The organism is Flavivirga rizhaonensis, from assembly GCF_004791695.1.
In the GTDB taxonomy this organism is placed as follows: Bacteria; Bacteroidota; Bacteroidia; order Flavobacteriales; family Flavobacteriaceae; genus Flavivirga; species Flavivirga rizhaonensis.
The window spans coordinates 51,699-71,004 of the sequence record NZ_SRSO01000023.1; the positions used below are offsets into that span (position 1 = coordinate 51,699).

General features: G+C 33.1%; 19 protein-coding genes. 16 read left to right on the forward strand and 3 right to left on the reverse strand.

From position 1 onward, the window contains the following. Position 1: 1 nt before the first annotated feature. The 3 genes from EM932_RS15340 to EM932_RS15350 all read right to left on the reverse strand — a co-directional run bounded on the left by EM932_RS15340 (position 2) and on the right by EM932_RS15350 (position 4,833). Positions 2–2,287: a molybdopterin-dependent oxidoreductase gene (locus EM932_RS15340; protein WP_246041098.1), complete on the reverse strand. Its 2,286-nt coding sequence runs from the start codon at positions 2,285–2,287 to the stop codon at positions 2–4. A gap of 49 nt (positions 2,288–2,336) precedes the next feature. After that, a complete protein-coding gene (locus EM932_RS15345; protein ID WP_135878082.1) occupies positions 2,337–2,573 on the reverse strand; it encodes a hypothetical protein in 237 nt (78 codons plus the stop codon). Between the two features lie 346 nt (positions 2,574–2,919). Further along, positions 2,920–4,833 carry a hypothetical protein gene (locus tag EM932_RS15350; RefSeq protein WP_135878083.1) on the reverse strand — a complete coding sequence of 638 codons (1,914 nt, stop codon included), beginning with the start codon at positions 4,831–4,833 and terminating at the stop codon, positions 2,920–2,922. A 175-nt stretch (positions 4,834–5,008) separates the two neighbouring features. Between EM932_RS15350 and EM932_RS15355 the strand changes: the two genes are divergently transcribed. The 16 genes from EM932_RS15355 (at position 5,009) to EM932_RS15430 (ending at position 19,306) form a co-directional block, all read left to right on the forward strand. Further along, complete coding sequence (locus EM932_RS15355) at positions 5,009–7,252, forward strand: molybdopterin-containing oxidoreductase family protein (RefSeq protein ID WP_135878084.1); 2,244 nt, start codon at positions 5,009–5,011, stop codon at positions 7,250–7,252. Further along, positions 7,249–7,782, forward strand: a complete 534-nt coding sequence (locus tag EM932_RS15360; protein WP_135878085.1) for a 4Fe-4S dicluster domain-containing protein — start codon at positions 7,249–7,251, stop codon at positions 7,780–7,782. The genes EM932_RS15355 and EM932_RS15360 overlap by 4 nt, the downstream gene beginning before the upstream one ends. Before the next feature lie 10 nt (positions 7,783–7,792). Further along, positions 7,793–8,734 (forward strand): NrfD/PsrC family molybdoenzyme membrane anchor subunit, encoded by a 942-nt coding sequence (nrfD, locus tag EM932_RS15365; RefSeq protein ID WP_135878086.1) that lies wholly within the window; start codon positions 7,793–7,795, stop codon positions 8,732–8,734. 10 nt (positions 8,735–8,744) lie between these two features. Further along, a complete protein-coding gene (locus EM932_RS15370; RefSeq protein WP_135878087.1) occupies positions 8,745–9,272 on the forward strand; it encodes a YeeE/YedE thiosulfate transporter family protein in 528 nt (175 codons plus the stop codon). 19 nt (positions 9,273–9,291) lie between these two features. Then, positions 9,292–9,882 (forward strand): YeeE/YedE thiosulfate transporter family protein, encoded by a 591-nt coding sequence (locus tag EM932_RS15375; protein WP_135878088.1) that lies wholly within the window; start codon positions 9,292–9,294, stop codon positions 9,880–9,882. A gap of 18 nt (positions 9,883–9,900) precedes the next feature. Further along, complete coding sequence (locus EM932_RS15380; RefSeq protein ID WP_135878089.1) at positions 9,901–10,560, forward strand: rhodanese-like domain-containing protein; 660 nt, start codon at positions 9,901–9,903, stop codon at positions 10,558–10,560. A 19-nt stretch (positions 10,561–10,579) separates the two neighbouring features. Then, positions 10,580–11,188 (forward strand): rhodanese-like domain-containing protein, encoded by a 609-nt coding sequence (locus EM932_RS15385; protein WP_170179816.1) that lies wholly within the window; start codon positions 10,580–10,582, stop codon positions 11,186–11,188. Between the two features lie 570 nt (positions 11,189–11,758). Continuing rightward, on the forward strand, positions 11,759–12,754 hold the full coding sequence (locus tag EM932_RS15390; RefSeq protein ID WP_135878091.1) for a rhodanese-like domain-containing protein: 996 nt from the start codon (positions 11,759–11,761) through the stop codon (positions 12,752–12,754). Positions 12,755–12,783: 29 nt separating this feature from the next. Then, positions 12,784–13,791, forward strand: coding sequence for a rhodanese-like domain-containing protein (locus EM932_RS15395; protein WP_135878092.1), 1,008 nt, complete (start codon positions 12,784–12,786; stop codon positions 13,789–13,791). A gap of 20 nt (positions 13,792–13,811) precedes the next feature. Further along, positions 13,812–14,858: a porin gene (locus EM932_RS15400; RefSeq protein WP_135878093.1), complete on the forward strand. Its 1,047-nt coding sequence runs from the start codon at positions 13,812–13,814 to the stop codon at positions 14,856–14,858. A gap of 115 nt (positions 14,859–14,973) precedes the next feature. Beyond that, the gene (locus EM932_RS15405) at positions 14,974–15,633 is read left to right on the forward strand and encodes a Crp/Fnr family transcriptional regulator (RefSeq protein ID WP_135878094.1); all 660 of its coding nucleotides are present in this window, start codon (positions 14,974–14,976) and stop codon (positions 15,631–15,633) included. A gap of 249 nt (positions 15,634–15,882) precedes the next feature. Then, positions 15,883–17,061 carry a molybdopterin molybdotransferase MoeA gene (locus tag EM932_RS15410; RefSeq protein WP_135878095.1) on the forward strand — a complete coding sequence of 393 codons (1,179 nt, stop codon included), beginning with the start codon at positions 15,883–15,885 and terminating at the stop codon, positions 17,059–17,061. Between the two features lie 13 nt (positions 17,062–17,074). Further along, positions 17,075–17,737 (forward strand): hypothetical protein, encoded by a 663-nt coding sequence (locus EM932_RS15415; RefSeq protein WP_135878096.1) that lies wholly within the window; start codon positions 17,075–17,077, stop codon positions 17,735–17,737. After that, positions 17,727–18,065 carry a winged helix-turn-helix domain-containing protein gene (locus EM932_RS15420; RefSeq protein WP_135878097.1) on the forward strand — a complete coding sequence of 113 codons (339 nt, stop codon included), beginning with the start codon at positions 17,727–17,729 and terminating at the stop codon, positions 18,063–18,065. The genes EM932_RS15415 and EM932_RS15420 overlap by 11 nt, the downstream gene beginning before the upstream one ends. Positions 18,066–18,134: 69 nt before the next feature. Next, positions 18,135–18,488 carry a four helix bundle protein gene (locus tag EM932_RS15425; protein WP_135878098.1) on the forward strand — a complete coding sequence of 118 codons (354 nt, stop codon included), beginning with the start codon at positions 18,135–18,137 and terminating at the stop codon, positions 18,486–18,488. A 77-nt stretch (positions 18,489–18,565) separates the two neighbouring features. Beyond that, positions 18,566–19,306, forward strand: coding sequence for a sulfite exporter TauE/SafE family protein (locus EM932_RS15430; protein WP_135878099.1), 741 nt, complete (start codon positions 18,566–18,568; stop codon positions 19,304–19,306).

Sequence of the window (19,306 nt, forward strand, 5' to 3'; positions counted from 1 at the left end):
GCTATGCTTTTTCAACTTTAACAGCGCATTTTTTATAGTCTGGTTCTTTAGAAATAGGACAAAAAGCATCTAACGTGACATCATTAATCAACATGTTCTCATCAAAGAAAGGCACAAAAACCTGTCCTCTAGTAGGTAAGCCTCTTTCATTTATGGAGGCTGGCAATACACATGAACCTCTTCTTGAGCTTACTTTTATTTTTTCGCCATTTCTAACGCCTAGTTTTTTTGCATCGTCTGGATGAAATTCCACATAGGCTTCTGGCATCGCTTTATGTAATACTGGAATTCTACGAGTCATCGAGCCTGTGTGCCAATGTTCAATAACACGTCCTGTATTTAACCAAAATGGATATTCTGTATCTGGTGATTCTGCTGCTGGTTCATATGGTCGTTGCCAAATAACAGCTTTACCGTCTGGTTTTCCATAAAAATGGAAATCTTTATCATTACTACAGGCTGGGTCATATTTTGCGTTAAAACGCCATTGCGTAGATTTACCATCTACGTAAGGCCAAATAGCTCCAGATTCTTTTTTAAGAACTTCTAAAGGCGCCATGCCGTGTTTAGCCCCTTCATGAAACTGTCTGTATTCGTTATATATTTCTTCTACGTGATTTTCTTCACTGTATGGGAATAAATCACCGTAGCCCATTCGTTTTGCAATTTCAATAGTCATCCAAGCATCCGGAGTTGTTTCTCCCGGACCTTCTACCATTTTATCCCAGTGCTGTGTTCTTCGCTCTGAGTTTCCATACAATCCACTTTTTTCTATATGCCAGGACGCTGGTAAAATAACGTCTGCAACATCCGATGTTGGTGTTGGAAATACATCTGAAACGACAACAAAACAAGAGTCTTTTTCCATACCTGGACGGTAACGGCTTGTCTTTGGTAACGATACTAAAGGGTTAGTAACTTGTGTCCAGATAAATTTAATATCACCTCGGTCTACAGCTCTAAACATTTCTGTAGCATGATAGGTAGGTTTTGCTGGAATTCTTTCATAAGGTACCTTCCATATTTTAGCTGCTAAACGTCTATGTTTTTCATTCGTTACCACACCTTTTGGTAATTTATGTGTAAACGTACCAACCTCTCTGGCTGTACCACAAGCTGATGGCTGACCTGTTAAAGAAAATGGTCCGTTTCCCGGTTGTGAAATTTTACCAGTTAATAAGTGAATGTTATACACTAAGTTATTCATCCAGGTGCCTCTGGTATGTTGGTTCATACCCATACACCAATAAGAAACTACCTTTTTATTAGGATCTCCATAAATAGCAGCCAAATATTTAATGTCTTTTACAGATACTTTTGAATATTTTGCTACTTTCTCAGGCGTATAATCTTCTAAAAATTTTTTATAGGCTTCAAAATCAATTTTGGTAGGCTTGTCTTTAAAATTATATTTATCTTCAACACCATACCCCATGTTTGTTAGCCCTTTACTAAAGTTCACATGGTTTTCTACAAATGATTTGTTCACCCAACCATTATTAATAATCTCATAACAAATGGCATTTGCAACAGCTAAATCTGTTTGAGGTTCAAACAAAATCGATTTATTGGATGCTGTACTTGAACGTGTCGTTCTTGTGGCAAAATCTATAATTTTAGCGCCCCTCCTGTTTTTTTGTTCCAACATTCTTGAGAATAATACAGGATGCATTTCTGCCATATTATTACCCCAGGTAATGAAATAATCTGCGTGGTCTATATCTTCATAACAGCCCATAGGTTCATCTGCACCAAAAGTGGTTAAAAATCCAGCTACAGCACTTGCCATACATAATCGCGCATTACAGTCTAAATTATTAGTTCCAATAGCCCCTTTCATCAATTTTGAAGCGACATAACCTTCAGGAATTGTTGATTGTCCTGACGTATACATTGCTACTGAATCTTTGCCATGCTTTTCAATAGTTTCCTTCATTTTATTAGCGACAATGTCTAAAGCTTCATTAATAGGTGTTTGGACATACCTTCCATTCTTCTTAACCAAAGCATGCGTTAACCTATCTTTAGCCTGCGTACACATAATTTGATGGTAGCCTTTTACACAAAGCAACCCTTTGTTTACGGAGCAATTTGGATCTCCTTTTACCGCTACTGCTTTTCCTTGATCGACTCCTACTAAAATACCACACCCTACACCACAAAATCTACAAGGACCTTTTTTCCAATCTAGATTTGCACTATCTGGAATACCTGCCTCCTGTTCACTAGCAAATAGTATCCCAGGAAACATCGTTGCTGCTGCCGTCATAGCAGATAGCTTTGCCATTTTTTTTATAAAACTTCTTCTGCTTGATAATGAATTATACATATGCTTGTTAATTTTGTGGACTATTAAAACCTGAAACCATTGCTAACAATTTCAGGCTATCTATTTTTTCTATTTTTTCTTTGAGTATATCTTCGGATGCATCATCTAAAGTATCTGTTACAACTACCAAAACATCTTCATTGGTAGCTGGCATAACTTCACATTCTTTTAATTCTGATAATGCTTTTATAAGGTCTTCCTTTTTACCTTCTTGTGGATGTGCTAAATAACTTTTTATAGGCATAAAAAATTTGTTTGTCTTTATGGTTAGATATCAATGAATTAACATTTGTTTTAAAAAGATAAAAATATCTTAATTAGAATATACAAAAACTGATAAATGTCATAGAAAAGTCACAGTGATGTAATTTATACTTAATCTAAATAAATTCCCTGTTAACTTCCTTCTAAACGTGTAAAAAACTGATAACTATGATAATCGAATAAAAACGTATTCGTTATCTTTTCAAGAACATAATGAGATGATTGGTAAACGGTAAGTATAAGTGAGGCACTAGATGCAGTTAAAGTAATGATATTAAACCGCTTTTCAAAGAAGACATTAAAAGTTTGGAAAAATGTTGTGGTTATTACTTATGATCAATAGGTAAAACACAATCGTTACTAATATTTTTTAGCACTACTTTTAATCCAAATTCTAAAGATTGCTTCATCGCATTAGAATCATCTTTATGACATTGCAAACAAGCGCCTACAAGCAGAAGTCTCTTTTGTTCCATTAAGGTAAATGGTCTAAAATCTGATCTTGTAGAGTTCACAACATTCTTATTAACGTCTTTCAAAAAAGGGATCCAGGCATCCTCTGGTAAGTTATCATTACTATTCAATGCATATTCAGGAGTAAAAACCCATCTTCCCTCATTGTCTTTAATATTGTAAACTAACTCACCATTACCATAGCCTAAAGAAGAAGCGCTAGCATGGCAAGATTTACAATCTCGCACACTTTTTGTAGTGGTATGCGGAGAATTAGGAGCATATAGCCTATGAAAAGTCACATCTTTGTCATTCTCTTTATTTGAGTAACTTCCTTTATCAATAGTTAAAATCATCCCAGGTATTGCTGGCTCAATAGTTCTTTCATCATTATTCTCGCGTACCCCCATTGCTGGTTGTGAATGTGAAAACTCAGCAACGTACTCTTTCCACTGGCCTTTTACATTCATTTTATCCAATAAGTCAAATCCATTAGGTTCATCCTTATCAAATTGGTTATGACAACCTATACATTTGGGTGTCCAGGAAGAATGACAACTGGCACAACTCACATTTTTATGTGCATGATCTCTAGAACATACTACAGATTGCTTTTTTAAAGGATGTATAGCTCCCTCTTTTTTACCAATTAAAAATGCTTTACCAAGAGAATCAACATAAGTATTCACTAATGGGTGATTGTCTTTTTTAACCGCTATAATTTGTTTATCACGATGCTTATAATCGCGATGCAAAAACACCAATCTACTTTCAGTATCTAAAGAATCATAAGGAATCGTATTTGGGGTTTCCTTATAATGACAATCTATACACTGTATTTTCACTGCCTGCTCTGCATGCAGATATTGTTTCCCATCCCCCATGACTTCATGAGATGAATGACAATCTATACATAACAACCCTTTTGCATGATGTACATCTTCCTCAAGATATTTATAAACCCTTTTGTCTTCTAAAACCTTGTAATCACTTTTATTTTTGATGTCATCTTCATTTAATAAAGTTTCTTGCAAACCCATATAATTTGTTGAAATTCTACTTGAACGACTATGACAACCAAAGCAATGTGTATCATTAACAAAAATATCTGTTGATGGATGAAAACCTGGTAGTACTTTTTTATTTGATGCTAAGAATATATTTAAGTCCTTTTTTGATGCTTCAGAATAATTTAAATGACAAGCATTACAACCACCACCACGACTCAATTGATTAATTTCCCCATAGCTTGTTTTTTCTGCCCCTAAATGGCAATTTGCGCATAGATCTCTTAAATGCTTATCTGCTGCCGATTTTTTTATGTCCTTAATATGGTAATGATAATCTTGATGGTTTGCTTCACCAAAAATAAACTTATCGACTGCTACTATACCACTATTAGTAGTCATCAAAGAAGCATTAACCTTATTTAATTCATTTGGATGGCATGTACCACAGGTTTCTTTAGCATCAGATAAATTGCCAGGAATTAAGATCATGCCTTTATGAGCTTCATCTTTATCAAGTGATGTCGTATTTCCTAAGTGACAACTTGCGCAACCTATTAGCTCTGGATCATGGTAATTAGAATAGCCTTTGGTATTTTGATGACATTGTAAGCATGATTCTGAATTTGAAACTTTAATATCTGTCGATCCATTTTCATAACTAACATTTTCATAACCAACATTTTCGCTAAAAAAACTTTTATTTCTTACATAGAATAATGCTACAAATAGCAACAATACTAATGCAAAAATTCCAATCAAATACTTTTTGTTTTCCATGAATCAAACTGTTAATCAAATCTACAACAATTTAAAAATTTAGCACGCCTAAATAGTATTAATTAATTAAACCTTATGTAACATTTGTTACACATAAAATGCTGATTACATGACTTTTATCATGATTTTAAACTTTAATTATGAATATTTTTATCACGGATAAATAATTAAATTTATGGTTACTTCAAGAAGAAAATTTATTAAAATTTCTGCCTTAGGTTTAGGGGGTATAGCAACCGCTTCAAGTGCATTTCAAATGTTTGGTACTAATTCATATTTAGATACTATAGCAAAACAAGATATTGCTAATAAATTTAAAAGATCTGCAACTTATTGTGAAGTTTGTTTTTGGAAATGTGCAGCTTGGGCCTTTAGCGATGAAGAAGGAAAAATTAAAAAAATTATTGGTAATGATGAAGATCCACATTGCTATGGCAGACTTTGTCCAAGAGGAACTGGAGGTGTAGGTATGTACGCTGATGAAGATAGACTAAAAACACCTTTAATTAGAACGACTGTTGATGGAGAAGAAACCTTTAGAGAAGCAAGCTGGGATGAAGCACTGGATTTAATTGCAACAAAATTTAAACATATCAAAGACGCTTATGGAGCAGAATCATTTGCTTTACTCAAACATGGTTCCCCTGGTAGTCATTTAGAACATTTATTCAAAGCATACGGATCGGAAACCATAGCAGAACCTGCTTACGCACAATGTCGTGGTCCAAGAGAAGCTGGCTTCAATCTAACATTTGGCTCTTGGGTAGGTTCTCCAGAGCCTACAGACATTAGAGATACAAAATGCCTGGTATTAATAGGTTCTCACATTGGAGAAAATATGCATAATACACAAGTACAGGAAATGTCTGATGCTATAGATAATAACGCCACTATTATTACTGTAGACCCTCGGTTCTCAACCGCCGCTAGTAAATCAAATCATTGGCTGGCCATAAAACCAGCCACAGACATTGCCTTAATGCTAGCCTGGATGCATGTATTAATTGAAGAAGATTTATACGACAAAGAATACATTGCAAAATATGCCACTGGTTTTAATGAGTTAAAAGACCATGTCTTAAATTTCACCCCAGAATGGGCATATGGCATCACAACCATAAAACCAGAAGCTATTAGAAAAACTGCCAGAGCCATGGCACATGCAGCACCATCTGTAATTATACACCCTGGACGCCATGTTACATGGTATGGAGATGATACACAACGTGCTAGAGCCATGGCCATATTAAATGCCTTATTAGGTTCTTGGGGACGACGAGGCGGTTTCTACTTTAAAGAGAAAATAAGTGTCCCTAAATTCCCGCATCCTAAATATCCACAACCTAAATGGGATTGGACTGATATTGGAGAACAATATCCTCTGGCTGAAATGGGTATTACTACCGAAGTAATGAAACGTGCTATCCCTAGTAAAGACAACAAATATCCTGTAAAAGCTTTAATGGTTGCAGGTACAAATATTACCAAATCCATTCCAAATAAAAAATTACTGGAACAAGCAATGGATGCGCTTGACTTTATTGTGGTATTGGATACTATGCCAATGGACGTTACCGGTTATGCAGATGTGGTATTACCAGAATGCACCTATTTAGAACGTTATGATGGTATTCGCTCTTCACCAAACAGAGAACCCTCTATTGCTGTTAGAGTTCCTGCTTTAAAACCAAAGTATGATTCTAAACCAGGCTGGTGGGTCGCAAAACAAATTGGCGAACGTTTGGGACTGGGCGATTATTTTAATTATAACGATTTTGAGGAAGTTATTGAGTGGCAACTAAGTAAAATGGGTACTTCTTTAGAAGAGATGAAAAAGATTGGCGTGAAAAAATTCCCTAGAAAATCTGGACCATTATACTTAGTTGAAGGCGAAAAGCATGAGTTCTCAACTCCAAGTGGGAAAATAGAATTGTATTCAAAAGAATTAAAGAGTTTAGGATTCGACCCACTGCCTGTTTTTACTAAACACCCCGAACCACCACAAGGTTTTTACAGATTAAATTATGGAAGATCTCCCATGCATACATTTAGCAGAACCGCTAATAACCCAAATCTTAATGACCTAAAAAGTGAAAACAATCTTTGGGTAAACCCTAAAGTAGCAAGAATTATAGGATTAAAAACAGGACAATCTGTTTGGTTAAGAAATCAAGATAAAATAACCTCTACATTTTCTATTAAAGTTAGAGTTACAGAACGAATTCGATGGGATTCTGTCTATATGGTTCATGGTTTTGGCCATAATAACAAAAAGTTAACCAGAGCCTTTGGTAAAGGTATTAACGACACCGAAATGATATCAAATGTTGCCATAGACCCTATTATGGGAGGAACAGGCATGCGAGGAAATTTTGTAGAAATCTTAACTGAAGATCCACATAAAAACACTGAGATATGAGATATGCAATGGTAATAGACACCTTAAAATGTGTTGGATGCAGTGATTGCGTAGTGGCTTGTCAAACCGAAAATGATGTGCCCATTGGATATTGCAGGGACTGGATTACTGAAACCGTGGATGGCACGTATCCAAACATTGTTTTAGAATTAAAATCTGAACGATGTAATCATTGTGATAATGCACCTTGTGTAAGATGTTGTCCAACCGGAGCAAGTCATATAGTTGACGGAGGAATTGTTCTTGTAACACCTAATGAGTGTATTGGATGTGGAGCTTGTATTCAATCTTGTCCTTATGATGCACGTTACCAGCATCCCGAAGGATACGTTGATAAATGTACGTTCTGTCATCATAGATTAGAAAAGGGACAATTGCCTGCATGCGTATCTGTTTGTCCAACTAAATGTATGTATTTTGGAGATTTAGACAACCCGAATAGTGAGGTTTCCAAACTATTAAAAAACAGAAAATGGAAAACATTAGCACCAGAAGCAGGTACCAAACCAAATGTATATTATTTAATATAAAAATATAATCATGCAAGAAGAATTATTTACAAGTGGCAGAAACATTCCGCATATAGATCCTTCATTAGAAATATGGCATTGGCCGATTTCCGTTTATCTCTTTTTGGGTGGTTTAGCTGCTGGTTTACTATTATTTGCCGGACTTGTTACAATTTTAGGAAAGGAAAAAGAATATCCAACGCCCGTAAAATATGCTTCAATAATAACCCCAATAGCACTTTCATTAGGTTTATTAGCATTGGTTTACGACTTAACACATCCATTATACACTTGGCAATTGTATACAACTATTCGATTAGAATCTCCAATGTCTTGGGGTGCATGGGTTTTATTAGTAACAACTCCCTTATCGTATTTATGGGTTTTTAGTTACTTCTCCGAAATATTTCCTAAGCGTAATTTAAAATTCAATTTTCTAAAAAACTTTGAAAAATTTCTCAAAAAGAATAGAAAAAACATGGCATATGCGTTAATCCCTTTATCTATTATTTTAGGTGTTTATACTGGGGTTTTGTTATCGGCATTCAACGCCAGACCTTTATGGAACAATGCTATTTTAGGGCCTTTATTTTTAGCTTCCGGATTGTCAACAGGAGCTGCAACTATTATATTATTATCAAAAACAGCAAAAGAAAAATACTTGTTTAGCAAAATTGATTTAGCACTTATAATCATAGAGTTAGGATTAATAGTACATATGATCATGGGCATGTATGCAGGATCTCAGGTGCAATTAGATGCTATGAATTTATTAATTGGCGGAGAATTCACCCTTATGTTTTTCGGCTTTGTTATTATACTGGGATTAATAGTTCCAGGTATTCTCGAGCTTTTAGAAATCAAAGGGTACAAAGTTCCCGTTGCCATTCCTGCCATACTAATTTTGATTGGCGGATTAATATTCAGGTTTGTAATTGTAGAAGCTGGACAATTAACAAGATATCTATACTAAAATTGGCACAATGAAAATTAAGAAACAAAACAAACATCTATATTGGAATCCATATTATGGAGGGTTCCTTCTTGGTATACTAATTATTTTTACATTCTACATTACTGGTAGAGGTTTAGGCGCAAGTGGGGCTATGAAAAGTAGCGTAGTTGCTATAGTAAATTCAGCAGCTCCAGAACATGCAGAGAGTAGCGCTTATTACAGTAAGTTTTTAGATGATACAAAATCACCAATGAATAACTGGCTTGTATTTGAAACATTAGGTGTTTTGATCGGTGCACTAATTTCCGGGGGGATATCCGGCAGAATTGGTTGGAGAACGCAACACTCACCAAAGATTACCCGAAGACGTCGTTTAATTTTTGCTTTTAGCGGTGGTATTTTATTTGGGCTGGGGGCTCAAATTGCTAGAGGCTGTACAAGTGGCGCAGCTTTAAGTGGCATGGCTGTACTTTCTTCAGGAGGTTTTATTACGATGCTTGCCATTTTTGGTACGGCATACTTATTTGCGTATTTCTTTAGAAAAAATTGGATTTAATTAACTAAAAAATAAAAATATGGGACCATTACTTCCTAACGACATAATTCCTTTTGAATGGAGCAGTATCATTGCTATAGTAATTGGAATATTTTTTGGATTTATTTTAGAATCATCTGGGTTTTCATCATCCAGAAAATTAGCAGGTGTATTTTATGGTTATGATTTTGCCGTTTTAAAAGTATTTTTCACGGCAGCATTAGTATCACTAATTGGACTTTTGTATATGGACTATCTCGGTTATGTAGACATGAGTAGTTTATATGTACACCCAACATATTTGTGGGCAGCAATAATTGGGGGAGCCATAATGGGCATAGGTTTTGTAGCAGGTGGATTTTGCCCAGGTACTAGTTTATGTGCTGTAGCCATAGGAAAAATTGATGCTATAGTCTATGTTATTGGTATTATGGTTGGCGTCTTTATTTTTTCTGAACTATATTCAGTTTTTGAACCCATATATACGGGCTATTTTTATGGAAACATTACTTTAGTAGATTCATTGGGCATAAATCCATATTGGTTTGTTTTCCTATTTACAATAGCTGCTGTCATCATATTTGTATTAGTAGATATGATTCGTAAACGTGTAAAAAAAGTATTTTACTAATCATATAAATTATAAAAAATGATTAATAGAAAATTAGTTAAATTCTTATCATTCAGATATGTAATTCTTGCATTACTATTTATAATACTTGCTGGTGGGTTAGTTTTGTTACCAAAATTTGAAAAACAAGAAGGCATTAAACCAGAACAGTTGTTAAGTAATATTATTAGTCCTGAAAGGTATATTACTACGGATGAACTTGCCGACAGAATTATAAATCAAGACCCTTCATTATTATTGATAGATTTAAGAGACGAGGAAACTTTTAAAAAGTATTCCCTTCCAAATGCTATAAACATGCCTCTTAAAAATTTATTCGATGAAGATTCATCTGCATTTCTAAATCAAGATGCATATGATGTAGTATTCTTTTCAAATGATAATTTTGATGCAGATCAAGCCTGGATTCTTTGCAATCGTTTAGATTATAAAAACTTATATGTATTAAAAGGAGGTATTAACAGATGGTTTAAAACCATAATAAATCCACCACATCCAAAAGAGAATATGCCTTTAGAAGCTTTTAAGTTATACGCAACTAGAAAAGCAGCAAGCATGTATTTTGGTGTTGCATATCCAGATCAAGTTAAAACTAATGTCCCTAAACGACCACGACCAACTCCTAAAAAAGTTATTACAGTTAAAAAGAAAAAGAAAGCTCCCGAAGGAGGTTGTTAATTACATAAAAACACTTTTTATGAAAGAATTAGAAAAAATAAAACGCATATCAATAGTCTCTATTCTTTTTATATTGGCTGTATTAATAGGTCTTTTAACCTATAAACGTCCCAAAAACACGTATGCTATAAATACAGAAAAAACACTCGAAAAAATAACAAACAATCATTTTTTCATAACATTAGAAAACATAAACACCCCTGATTATGTTTTAATAGATGTAAGAAGTCAAAATGAATTTGAAAAAGGTCATTTAGAACATGCTATAAATATTCATACTCCTGAAATTTTAAATAATTCTGCTTTCTTTAAAGAATTAAAAAAATCAAATAAAATAGCTATATTGTATGGTGAAAATCCACAGCAAGTTAATATCCCTTTTTTATTCTTATATCAATTGGGTTATGATAACATTAAATTATTAACCGTTAAAAACAGTTATTCTCAAAATAAACTAATTACCAAAACCTGTGATATTGAAAAGCTTGAAGCTGATATTAGTGCTTTTATAAATGAATCTGTTAAAAACTCAAAGATAAAAGTGACTCCGAAAAAAACAATTCAGCCTCCTAAAAAAATTATTACTGTTCAAAAAAAGAAGAAAAAAGCTCCTGAAGGAGGTTGCTAATAAAAAGAACATCTCAAAAGTAAACTAGTTTGTAATTCTATGGTTGAATAGAAAATTTTGTTCATTATTTTTTAAAATTTAAAGATTAATAGTAAAGGGGAAGAGTAAGACAAAGCGTCTATCTCTTTCCCTTTTTACTTAAAAATAGAATAGCCCATTTTAAGCATTCCCAAAACAAAATACATGCTGTTTGGAAGTAGCTGTTTAAAACTTCAAATACGCAATCCTTTCAAGAGGTTCCCTCCTACCTCAGACAATTTTAGTTCACCTCAAAAGCCCCTTGAATAGTTCATTTTCAATAAAAAAATACGGCTTCAAATTCATTATTTGCGCTCTAAAAAAGGAGCTTAATAAATAATTAAACCTCTTAACATAAGGTGCTTTTCACCAATCATACCTCTTCCTACACAACTAGTTGATTTACAGATATTTACTCTGTAACAAATGTTACTGAATTTATCGATTATTTATAAGAAAAAGTTGACGAAAGTCATAAAAACAGTTGGATTTACGGTATAACTTAAACCATAATAAAACCAATTAAACAATTGAATATTAAATAATTATATCATGAAAAAAACATCTTTTTTTGCAATGGTATTATCTATTTCTGCAGCTGCTTTATTTAGCAGTTTTACAAGTTCAGATAATACTGTTAACAGAACCAATAGTAATCCACCTAATGAATTTGAGATATTGGTAAATTATCTTGAAACCAATAATACCTTCATTAATGGAGAATCATTGCCAATAATAATGGCAGATGAAGTTAAGAAAAACATGAAAAACCCAAAATTTCATATGATTGACATTAGAACCGAAAGTTGGTTTGAATATGGTCATATTAAAAATGCGGTTAATGTAAAATCTGAAAACCTGCTTACTTATTTTGAGAACACCATTAATCCGACAGATTTTGACAAAATTGTTTTGGTATGCTATTCTGGCCAATCGGCTGCATATTTTTCCAGTTTATTGAAAATAGCCGGATACGACAATGTATATAGTATGAAATGGGGCATGAGTTCCTGGAGAGAGGATTTTGCCGAAAATTCCTGGATTAAAAACACTAAGAATAATAACGGTACAAAGCTGGAAACTACAGAAAAGCCTAAACCAGAAAAAGGGTCGCACCCCATATTAAATACAGGTAAAACAGAAGCTAAAGACATTCTAAAAGCTAGGTTAGAAAATTTATTCGCAATACCTTATAAAGAGTTTATAGTAAAATCAACCGATGTTTTTGAAAATCTTACCAACTATTATGTAGTAAACTATTGGGATCAAGACAAATGCACAGGGCATATTCCAGGTGCACTTCACTTACAACCCAGCGCAATATCACTTACCAAAGATTTATTAACACTACCAACAGATCAAAAAATAGTAGTATACGAAACTACAGGTCAAAAAGCAGCTTACATAGTGGCATACTTAAATGTATTAGGCTATAACACAAGTAATTTAGCCTATGGAGCCAATAGCTTTATGAATAAACTTTTAAAAGAAAAGGGGTTGGACGCTTTTTCTAAAAAGGAAATCAACATGTTTCCGGTAATTGAATAAAAAACTAAACAACTTTAAATATTAAGATCATGAAAAAATTAGCATTATTACTAATAGGATTATTAATGGTTCCTGCTTTATTTCTAACATCATGCGATAGAGGAGACGATCCATCAGACCCAACGGTTATTTCAACACCGGCATTCACACTTGTGAAGGACTATTTAGTTCAAAATAATTTGGATATAAATAATATACTTACTAATACCGACGGAGAAAAATTTGTTAAGGCTCCACCTGCAACAGTTGATTTAGTGGACGGATTTCTAAGCAAGTATGACATTATGGATATAAGAAGTAGTGACCATTTTTTAGCAGCACATGTAAGTGGCGCAAAAAATGTTGCCTTTGCCGATATTTTAACAGAAGCTGCTAATGCCACAAAACCAATCCTTGTTGTATGTTATACAGGACAGACAGCATGTTATGCAACAGGATTATTACGCATGTACGGTTACCCTCATACTTTTGCTTTAAAATGGGGAATGTCTGGCTGGAACTCAAATACAGCAGGCCCTTGGAACAATTCCATAGGAAACCCGGCACAAGGCCATGCCAATTGGACCAATGCAGGAGCACCTACAAATATAGTTTATGAAGCTCCTGTTTTATCTAGCCTTTCTACAGATGGCGCAACCATTCTTAAAGAACGTGTTGAAGCTATTGTATCATTAGGTTTTCAAGGTGTTAACAGCGCAGATGTATTAGCCAACCCTGGCAACTATTTTATAAATAATTATTTCACTGAAAAAGATTATTTAGGCTTTGGGCATATTAATGGCGCTTATAGAATCAACCCACTTACACTTGCTGATGATAGTTATCTAGGTCTAGATCCAGCTGATAATGCTAAAGTAGTAACATATTGCTATACTGGGCAAACATCTGCTGTAATCACGGCTTGTTTAAGAGTTTTAGGGTATGACGCTTATAGCTTAAAATTTGGAATGAACGGATTGTATAATGCTAATCCCGTTTGGGCATCTAACAAATGGAGCGGATCTGTTCCTAAAGATTTCCCAACTGTTTCTAATTAATAGATCTAAATACATAAATAATGAAAATCAAGATATATATATTATTTACGCTATTATTATTTCTGGCAAATAATGCCTTTTCGCAAGGCTGTGATGGAGATGATCCAGTAGCAAACGATTCGTTAAGTGCCAACAATATTAAAGTATTTGGATACATACAACCACAATACGATTATAATTTTACTGATGGCAATGAAAACACATTTAGATTTAAAAGAGCCCGAATAGGTGTTAGAGGCAACATAAAAGATGATTTCTCATACTATTTTATGTTAGAGGCTAGCCCGTTTATTGGTAGCTCTGGCGATGCTTATTTAATGGATGCTTTTATCACTTATAGCAAGTATAATTGGGCAAGAGCATCAGTAGGTTCGTTTAAACAACCTTTTAGTTTAGATGTAAGTACACCATGTAACGCGCTTACAACTATTGATCGATCTATTGTAGCAGACCAACTGGTGGCGCCTCAAAGGGATTTTGGAATCATGCTTTTAGGTGGTAATAAATACACCAAATTTAATTATGCAATAGCATTAATGAATGGTAGAGGTTTAAGAGTAAAAGATGATAATACCAAAAAAGATATTATTGGACGCCTTACTTATAAAATAACTAACTTCTTAACAGTTGGTGGTAGTTTCAGATATGGCTACCCAATCCCAAACAACGATGATGATTCTCGTACTTCTTATGGTGGTGAATTTTTGTTAAAATGGGATGAATTTAAACTACAGGGAGAATATATTTATGATGAAGGCGCCTACTTTAGTGGTGCTGCAGGCGGTTGTGGCGTAACCCCAGTTGCTCTTGCCGAAAAAAGAGATGGTGCTTATATCATGGCATCATACAACATAAACGAGAAATTTCAACCCGTATTTAAATATGAATATTTCGATCCAGATATAGATCTTAAAGACAATATTGGATATATAGAAAGAATGACTGTTGGAGCTAACTATTTTCATAACGAAAAAATTCGGTTTCAATTAAATTATCAGGCAAATATTCAAACCGTTGTAAATGTAGATGATGATGCTCTAATAGGGCAACTACAAATTAAGTTTTAGTTCAACACCAAGAGGGTGCCTAATAATGTTATTTTTATTCAGAATAACATTATTAGGCACCCTCTTCTTTTACAATTGATTATCTTTGTAATAGACTCTAATACAGACTATAAAAGTGAAAAACCAAGAATTAATATTAAGGCAGAAACTTGATGATTGTTATTCTGAAATTTTTGAAAAAAAATTAATGGATGACATTATTAAAGTAGGTCATTTTGGTGAAATTAAAAGCGGAGGACTGTTAATTGATATAGGAAGCGAGTTAACCCATATTCCTCTAATTTTAGACGGTGTTGTAAAAATTATGAGAAGAAAGGAAAATGGAGAAGAAATAGTTCTTCATTTTTTAGAACGAGGTAATACCTGCGCCATTTCATTTGCAAACTGTATCAACCATAAAAAAAGTATATTCAAAGGTATTGTAGAAACTGATATGGAAGCTATCTTTTTACCTGTTGACTATATTGATCAATGGTTATCCAAATATAAATCCTGGCGCCATTTTATTATTGACAGTTATCATTTTAGATTAATAGAAATGGTAGATTCAATTGATGGTTTAGCCTTTATGAAAATGCATCAACGATTATTAAAATACTTAACCAGTAAAGTTAAAATAAGCAACAATGTTGAGCTAAAAATAACACATCAAGAAGTTGCTAATGATTTAAATACATCTAGAGTTGTAATTACGAGAATACTAAAACAATTGCATGATGAAAACAAAATCTATTCTACAAGAAATAAAATTAGGGTCTTAGAATTTTTCGAATAACTCACTTTTTACCACAAGACTCATCTTGACTTTTTATAATTGGCTACAAAATCAACATTTTGCGCTCATATTTTGTCTTTTTCTTACTTCGTAGCTCTGCTATGAAGTGCAAAAAAGTCTTCACCTGAAAATAAAAGCCTAATTTTTCGCTTCAATAAAAAAAGTCAAAATGAGTTCATAATAGTTTCTGATTATTTTATCTAATTGAAAATGAAATCGTTATATTTGCAAAAACATAACGGTAAATAAATGATCACCATAAAGGAAGCTATAACAATAGTAAAATCAAACATTAACCCACTTTTCAAAGAAACGACTAAACCTGTTGAAAAAGCTGGAGGTTATTACCTATACAAGGATGTTTATTCGCTTATAAACATGCCACCATTCAGACAATCTGCCATGGATGGATATGCTTTAAACTTACATGATGACTTATCCTATAACTTAATTGATGAAGTAAAAGCGGGCGATGATCATCAGCCTATTTTAAAACCAGGAGATGCTATTAGAATATTTACAGGTGCTCCAGTTCCAGATACAGCTAATGCCGTTATGATGCAGGAAAAGGTTGCTATCGATGGATCAAAAATAACTATAGAAAACAATTTATTGGAAGGTCATAATATTCGCCCCATGGGAGAACAAGTTAAAAAGGGGGAATTAGCTTTAAAAAAAGAAACTAAATTAACACCTGCTGCCATAGGTTATTTAACGTCTTTAGGAATCACTGAGGTTCAGGTTTTCAAAAAACCGTCTATAGCCCTAATTACTACAGGTAACGAACTTATTGAAGCTGGTGAACCATTACCGTATGGAAAAATATACGAAAGCAACTCCAAAATGCTTTTAAATGCTTTATACAATCTTAAATTTTACGATGTTACTATTCACAAAATAGAAGACAATTATATACAAACTAAAAACAAGCTTGAAACTGTTATCAACAACAATGATCTGGTTATTGCGACAGGAGGCATATCAGTTGGTGATTACGATTTTGTTGGTAAGGCTCTTAAAGAATTACAAGTAAAAGAAGTATTCTATAAAGTAAAGCAAAAGCCTGGAAAACCTTTATTTTTTGGAAAAAAAGAGGATACTGCCATATTTGCTTTGCCTGGTAATCCAGCAGCTGCACTATCTTGCTTTTATGCTTATGTGTATATCGCACTGCAAAAAATGATGAACAATGATACTATCGAGTTACCTAGAGTTAAGGCCAAGTCTATTTCTAAATTTGATAAAAAAGGTGATAGACCCCAGTTTTTAAAAGCTATATATAATAGTGATAAAGTTGAAATATTAGAAGGACAAAACTCATCCATGCTTCAAACATTTGCGCTTTCAAATGCATTGGTTTTTGTTCCTGAAGATGTTTCTAGCATTAATATAAATGATGAATTAGAGGTTATTTTATTGCCAATGTAATTAAGCATAACGAATGAAAAAAACGATTCAAACAATATTACTTTTTTTTATAACCCTTTTGGTTTATTCTCAATCTAAATATCCTTTATCTATTAGTATAAAAAAAGGTTCAAATTGGGATCTAAAAGTAGATACTATAGCAAAATCTTTATTTGACCATTCCAAAGTTCATAAATTTAATTTCCCAAAAATTAACCAAGATTCAATTTTGAAATCAAAAGCAATTACATATCCTGAATCAATAACTATGTCTGATTTTTGTTATATCCTTAAAGGAATTGATAAAAATATTGAATTATGCAAAAGACGACTTTCTGATGATAGACAATGGACAGATTTTGAATTTTGCTTTACAGAAAACAATTATTTAATATTTAAAGAAATAGGTTACGAATCTTGGAATTATATTGTTTACAATCCACAAACCAGGTTATACTCATTTACTTCAGGAATACCAATATTTATTGACAAAGACCTATTCTACTCTTATGGCAACCGCTACATAGAAGGAATGTTTGAATTAGTTGACATTAAAAACAATAAATCTTATAGGATAGATACTTTTAATTGGGAACTAAAAAATTTATATAAAATAAATACCACATTTCATCTTGAACTGGTAAGTAACGATTCGTATCATGAACACAAATATCTAAGCATTAGTTATGAGTTATAAAATAAAAAGTAGAATCTGGATTGAATCTGAGAACAATGTACTTCTAGGTGAAGGACGCGTACATTTATTAAAAGCTATTGAAGAAACGGGCTCTTTATCCAAAGCAGCAAAATCTTTAAATATATCCTACAAAAAGGCATGGCAACTTATAGATTCTGTTAACAAATCCGCAAAAAAACCTGTAACCATAAATAGTATTGGCGGCAGAGGTGGCGGTGGCGCCGAACTAACTGAATATGGAAAATCTTTAATTAATGCTTTTGATGAGATTAATAAGAGTTGTTGGACTTTTTTGGATAAACAATTAGGAAAAATTGAGTCGTTGTAAGAGTGCCTAAAATGTAAATTACTTAAAGTGTCTAAAGTTATAAATACTTAAAACGATAAAATCAAAATTATGGATAATAAAGAATTTGCAAAAAAACTAGAATATAGAACAAGACAGTTTGGAATATCTATTATTAAATTATCAAGTTCATTACCAAATACAATTGAAGGAAAGGTAATTAGAAATCAAATTACAAAATCGGGCACAAGTGTTGGCGCAAATTACAGAGAAGCCAATCGATCAAGAAGTAAAAGAGATTTTAAGAATAAAATAAAAATATCAGAAAGTGAAGCAAGTGAAACAGAATATTGGTTGGAAATTATCCATGATTTAAAATGGGTTGAATTAGATTCATTAAGTCTTATTGTTAAAGAAGCAAAAGAACTTTTAGCACTTTTTACTTCTATATCTAACAAACTTTAAATACTTATAACTTTAGAACACTTTAGGCACTTATAACTTTAAATACTATAAAAACTTTAGAACACTTTTAACTCACAATGCTACAAACAGAAAACATATATATATTCTTAATCATACTTCCAGTAGTATCATTTCTGTATTCCAGTGTAGGTCATGGTGGGGCTAGTGGGTATTTAGCACTTATGGCATTGTTTTCATTTGCTCCAGAATCAATGAAACCTACCGCCCTATTGTTAAATCTTTTTGTAGCTGGTATTTCATTTTACTATTATTATAAAGAAGGGTTCTTTAACAAAAAATTATTTATATCATTTGCAATTGCTTCTATACCACTCGCCTTTATTGGTGGTATGATTGAAGTAGATGCTTCTATATATAAAAAAATACTGGCTGTCCTATTGATTTTTGCCATCTTAAAAATGTTGAACGTTTTTGGAAAAGAAAGTACAACAATAAAAGAACTAAAACTTTGGCAAGGGTTAGTAGTTGGAGGTATTATTGGTTTCTTTTCAGGATTGATAGGTATTGGAGGAGGCATCATATTAACACCTGTTATTTTGCTGTTACATTGGGGTAAAATGAAAGAGGCAGCAGCAGTTTCTGCTTTATTTATTTGGGTAAATTCTGCTTCTGGTTTAATTGGCCAGTTTAATATTGGTGTTACCTTAGAAAAAGCATCTTTTTTATTAGTTGCCATTGCTTTAATTGGAGGGATTTTAGGCGGGTATTATGGTAGTAAAAAAATAAACAATCAGAACTTACAATATATTTTAGCTTTCGTATTAATGATTGCTTGTGTTAAACTATTTTTCACTTAA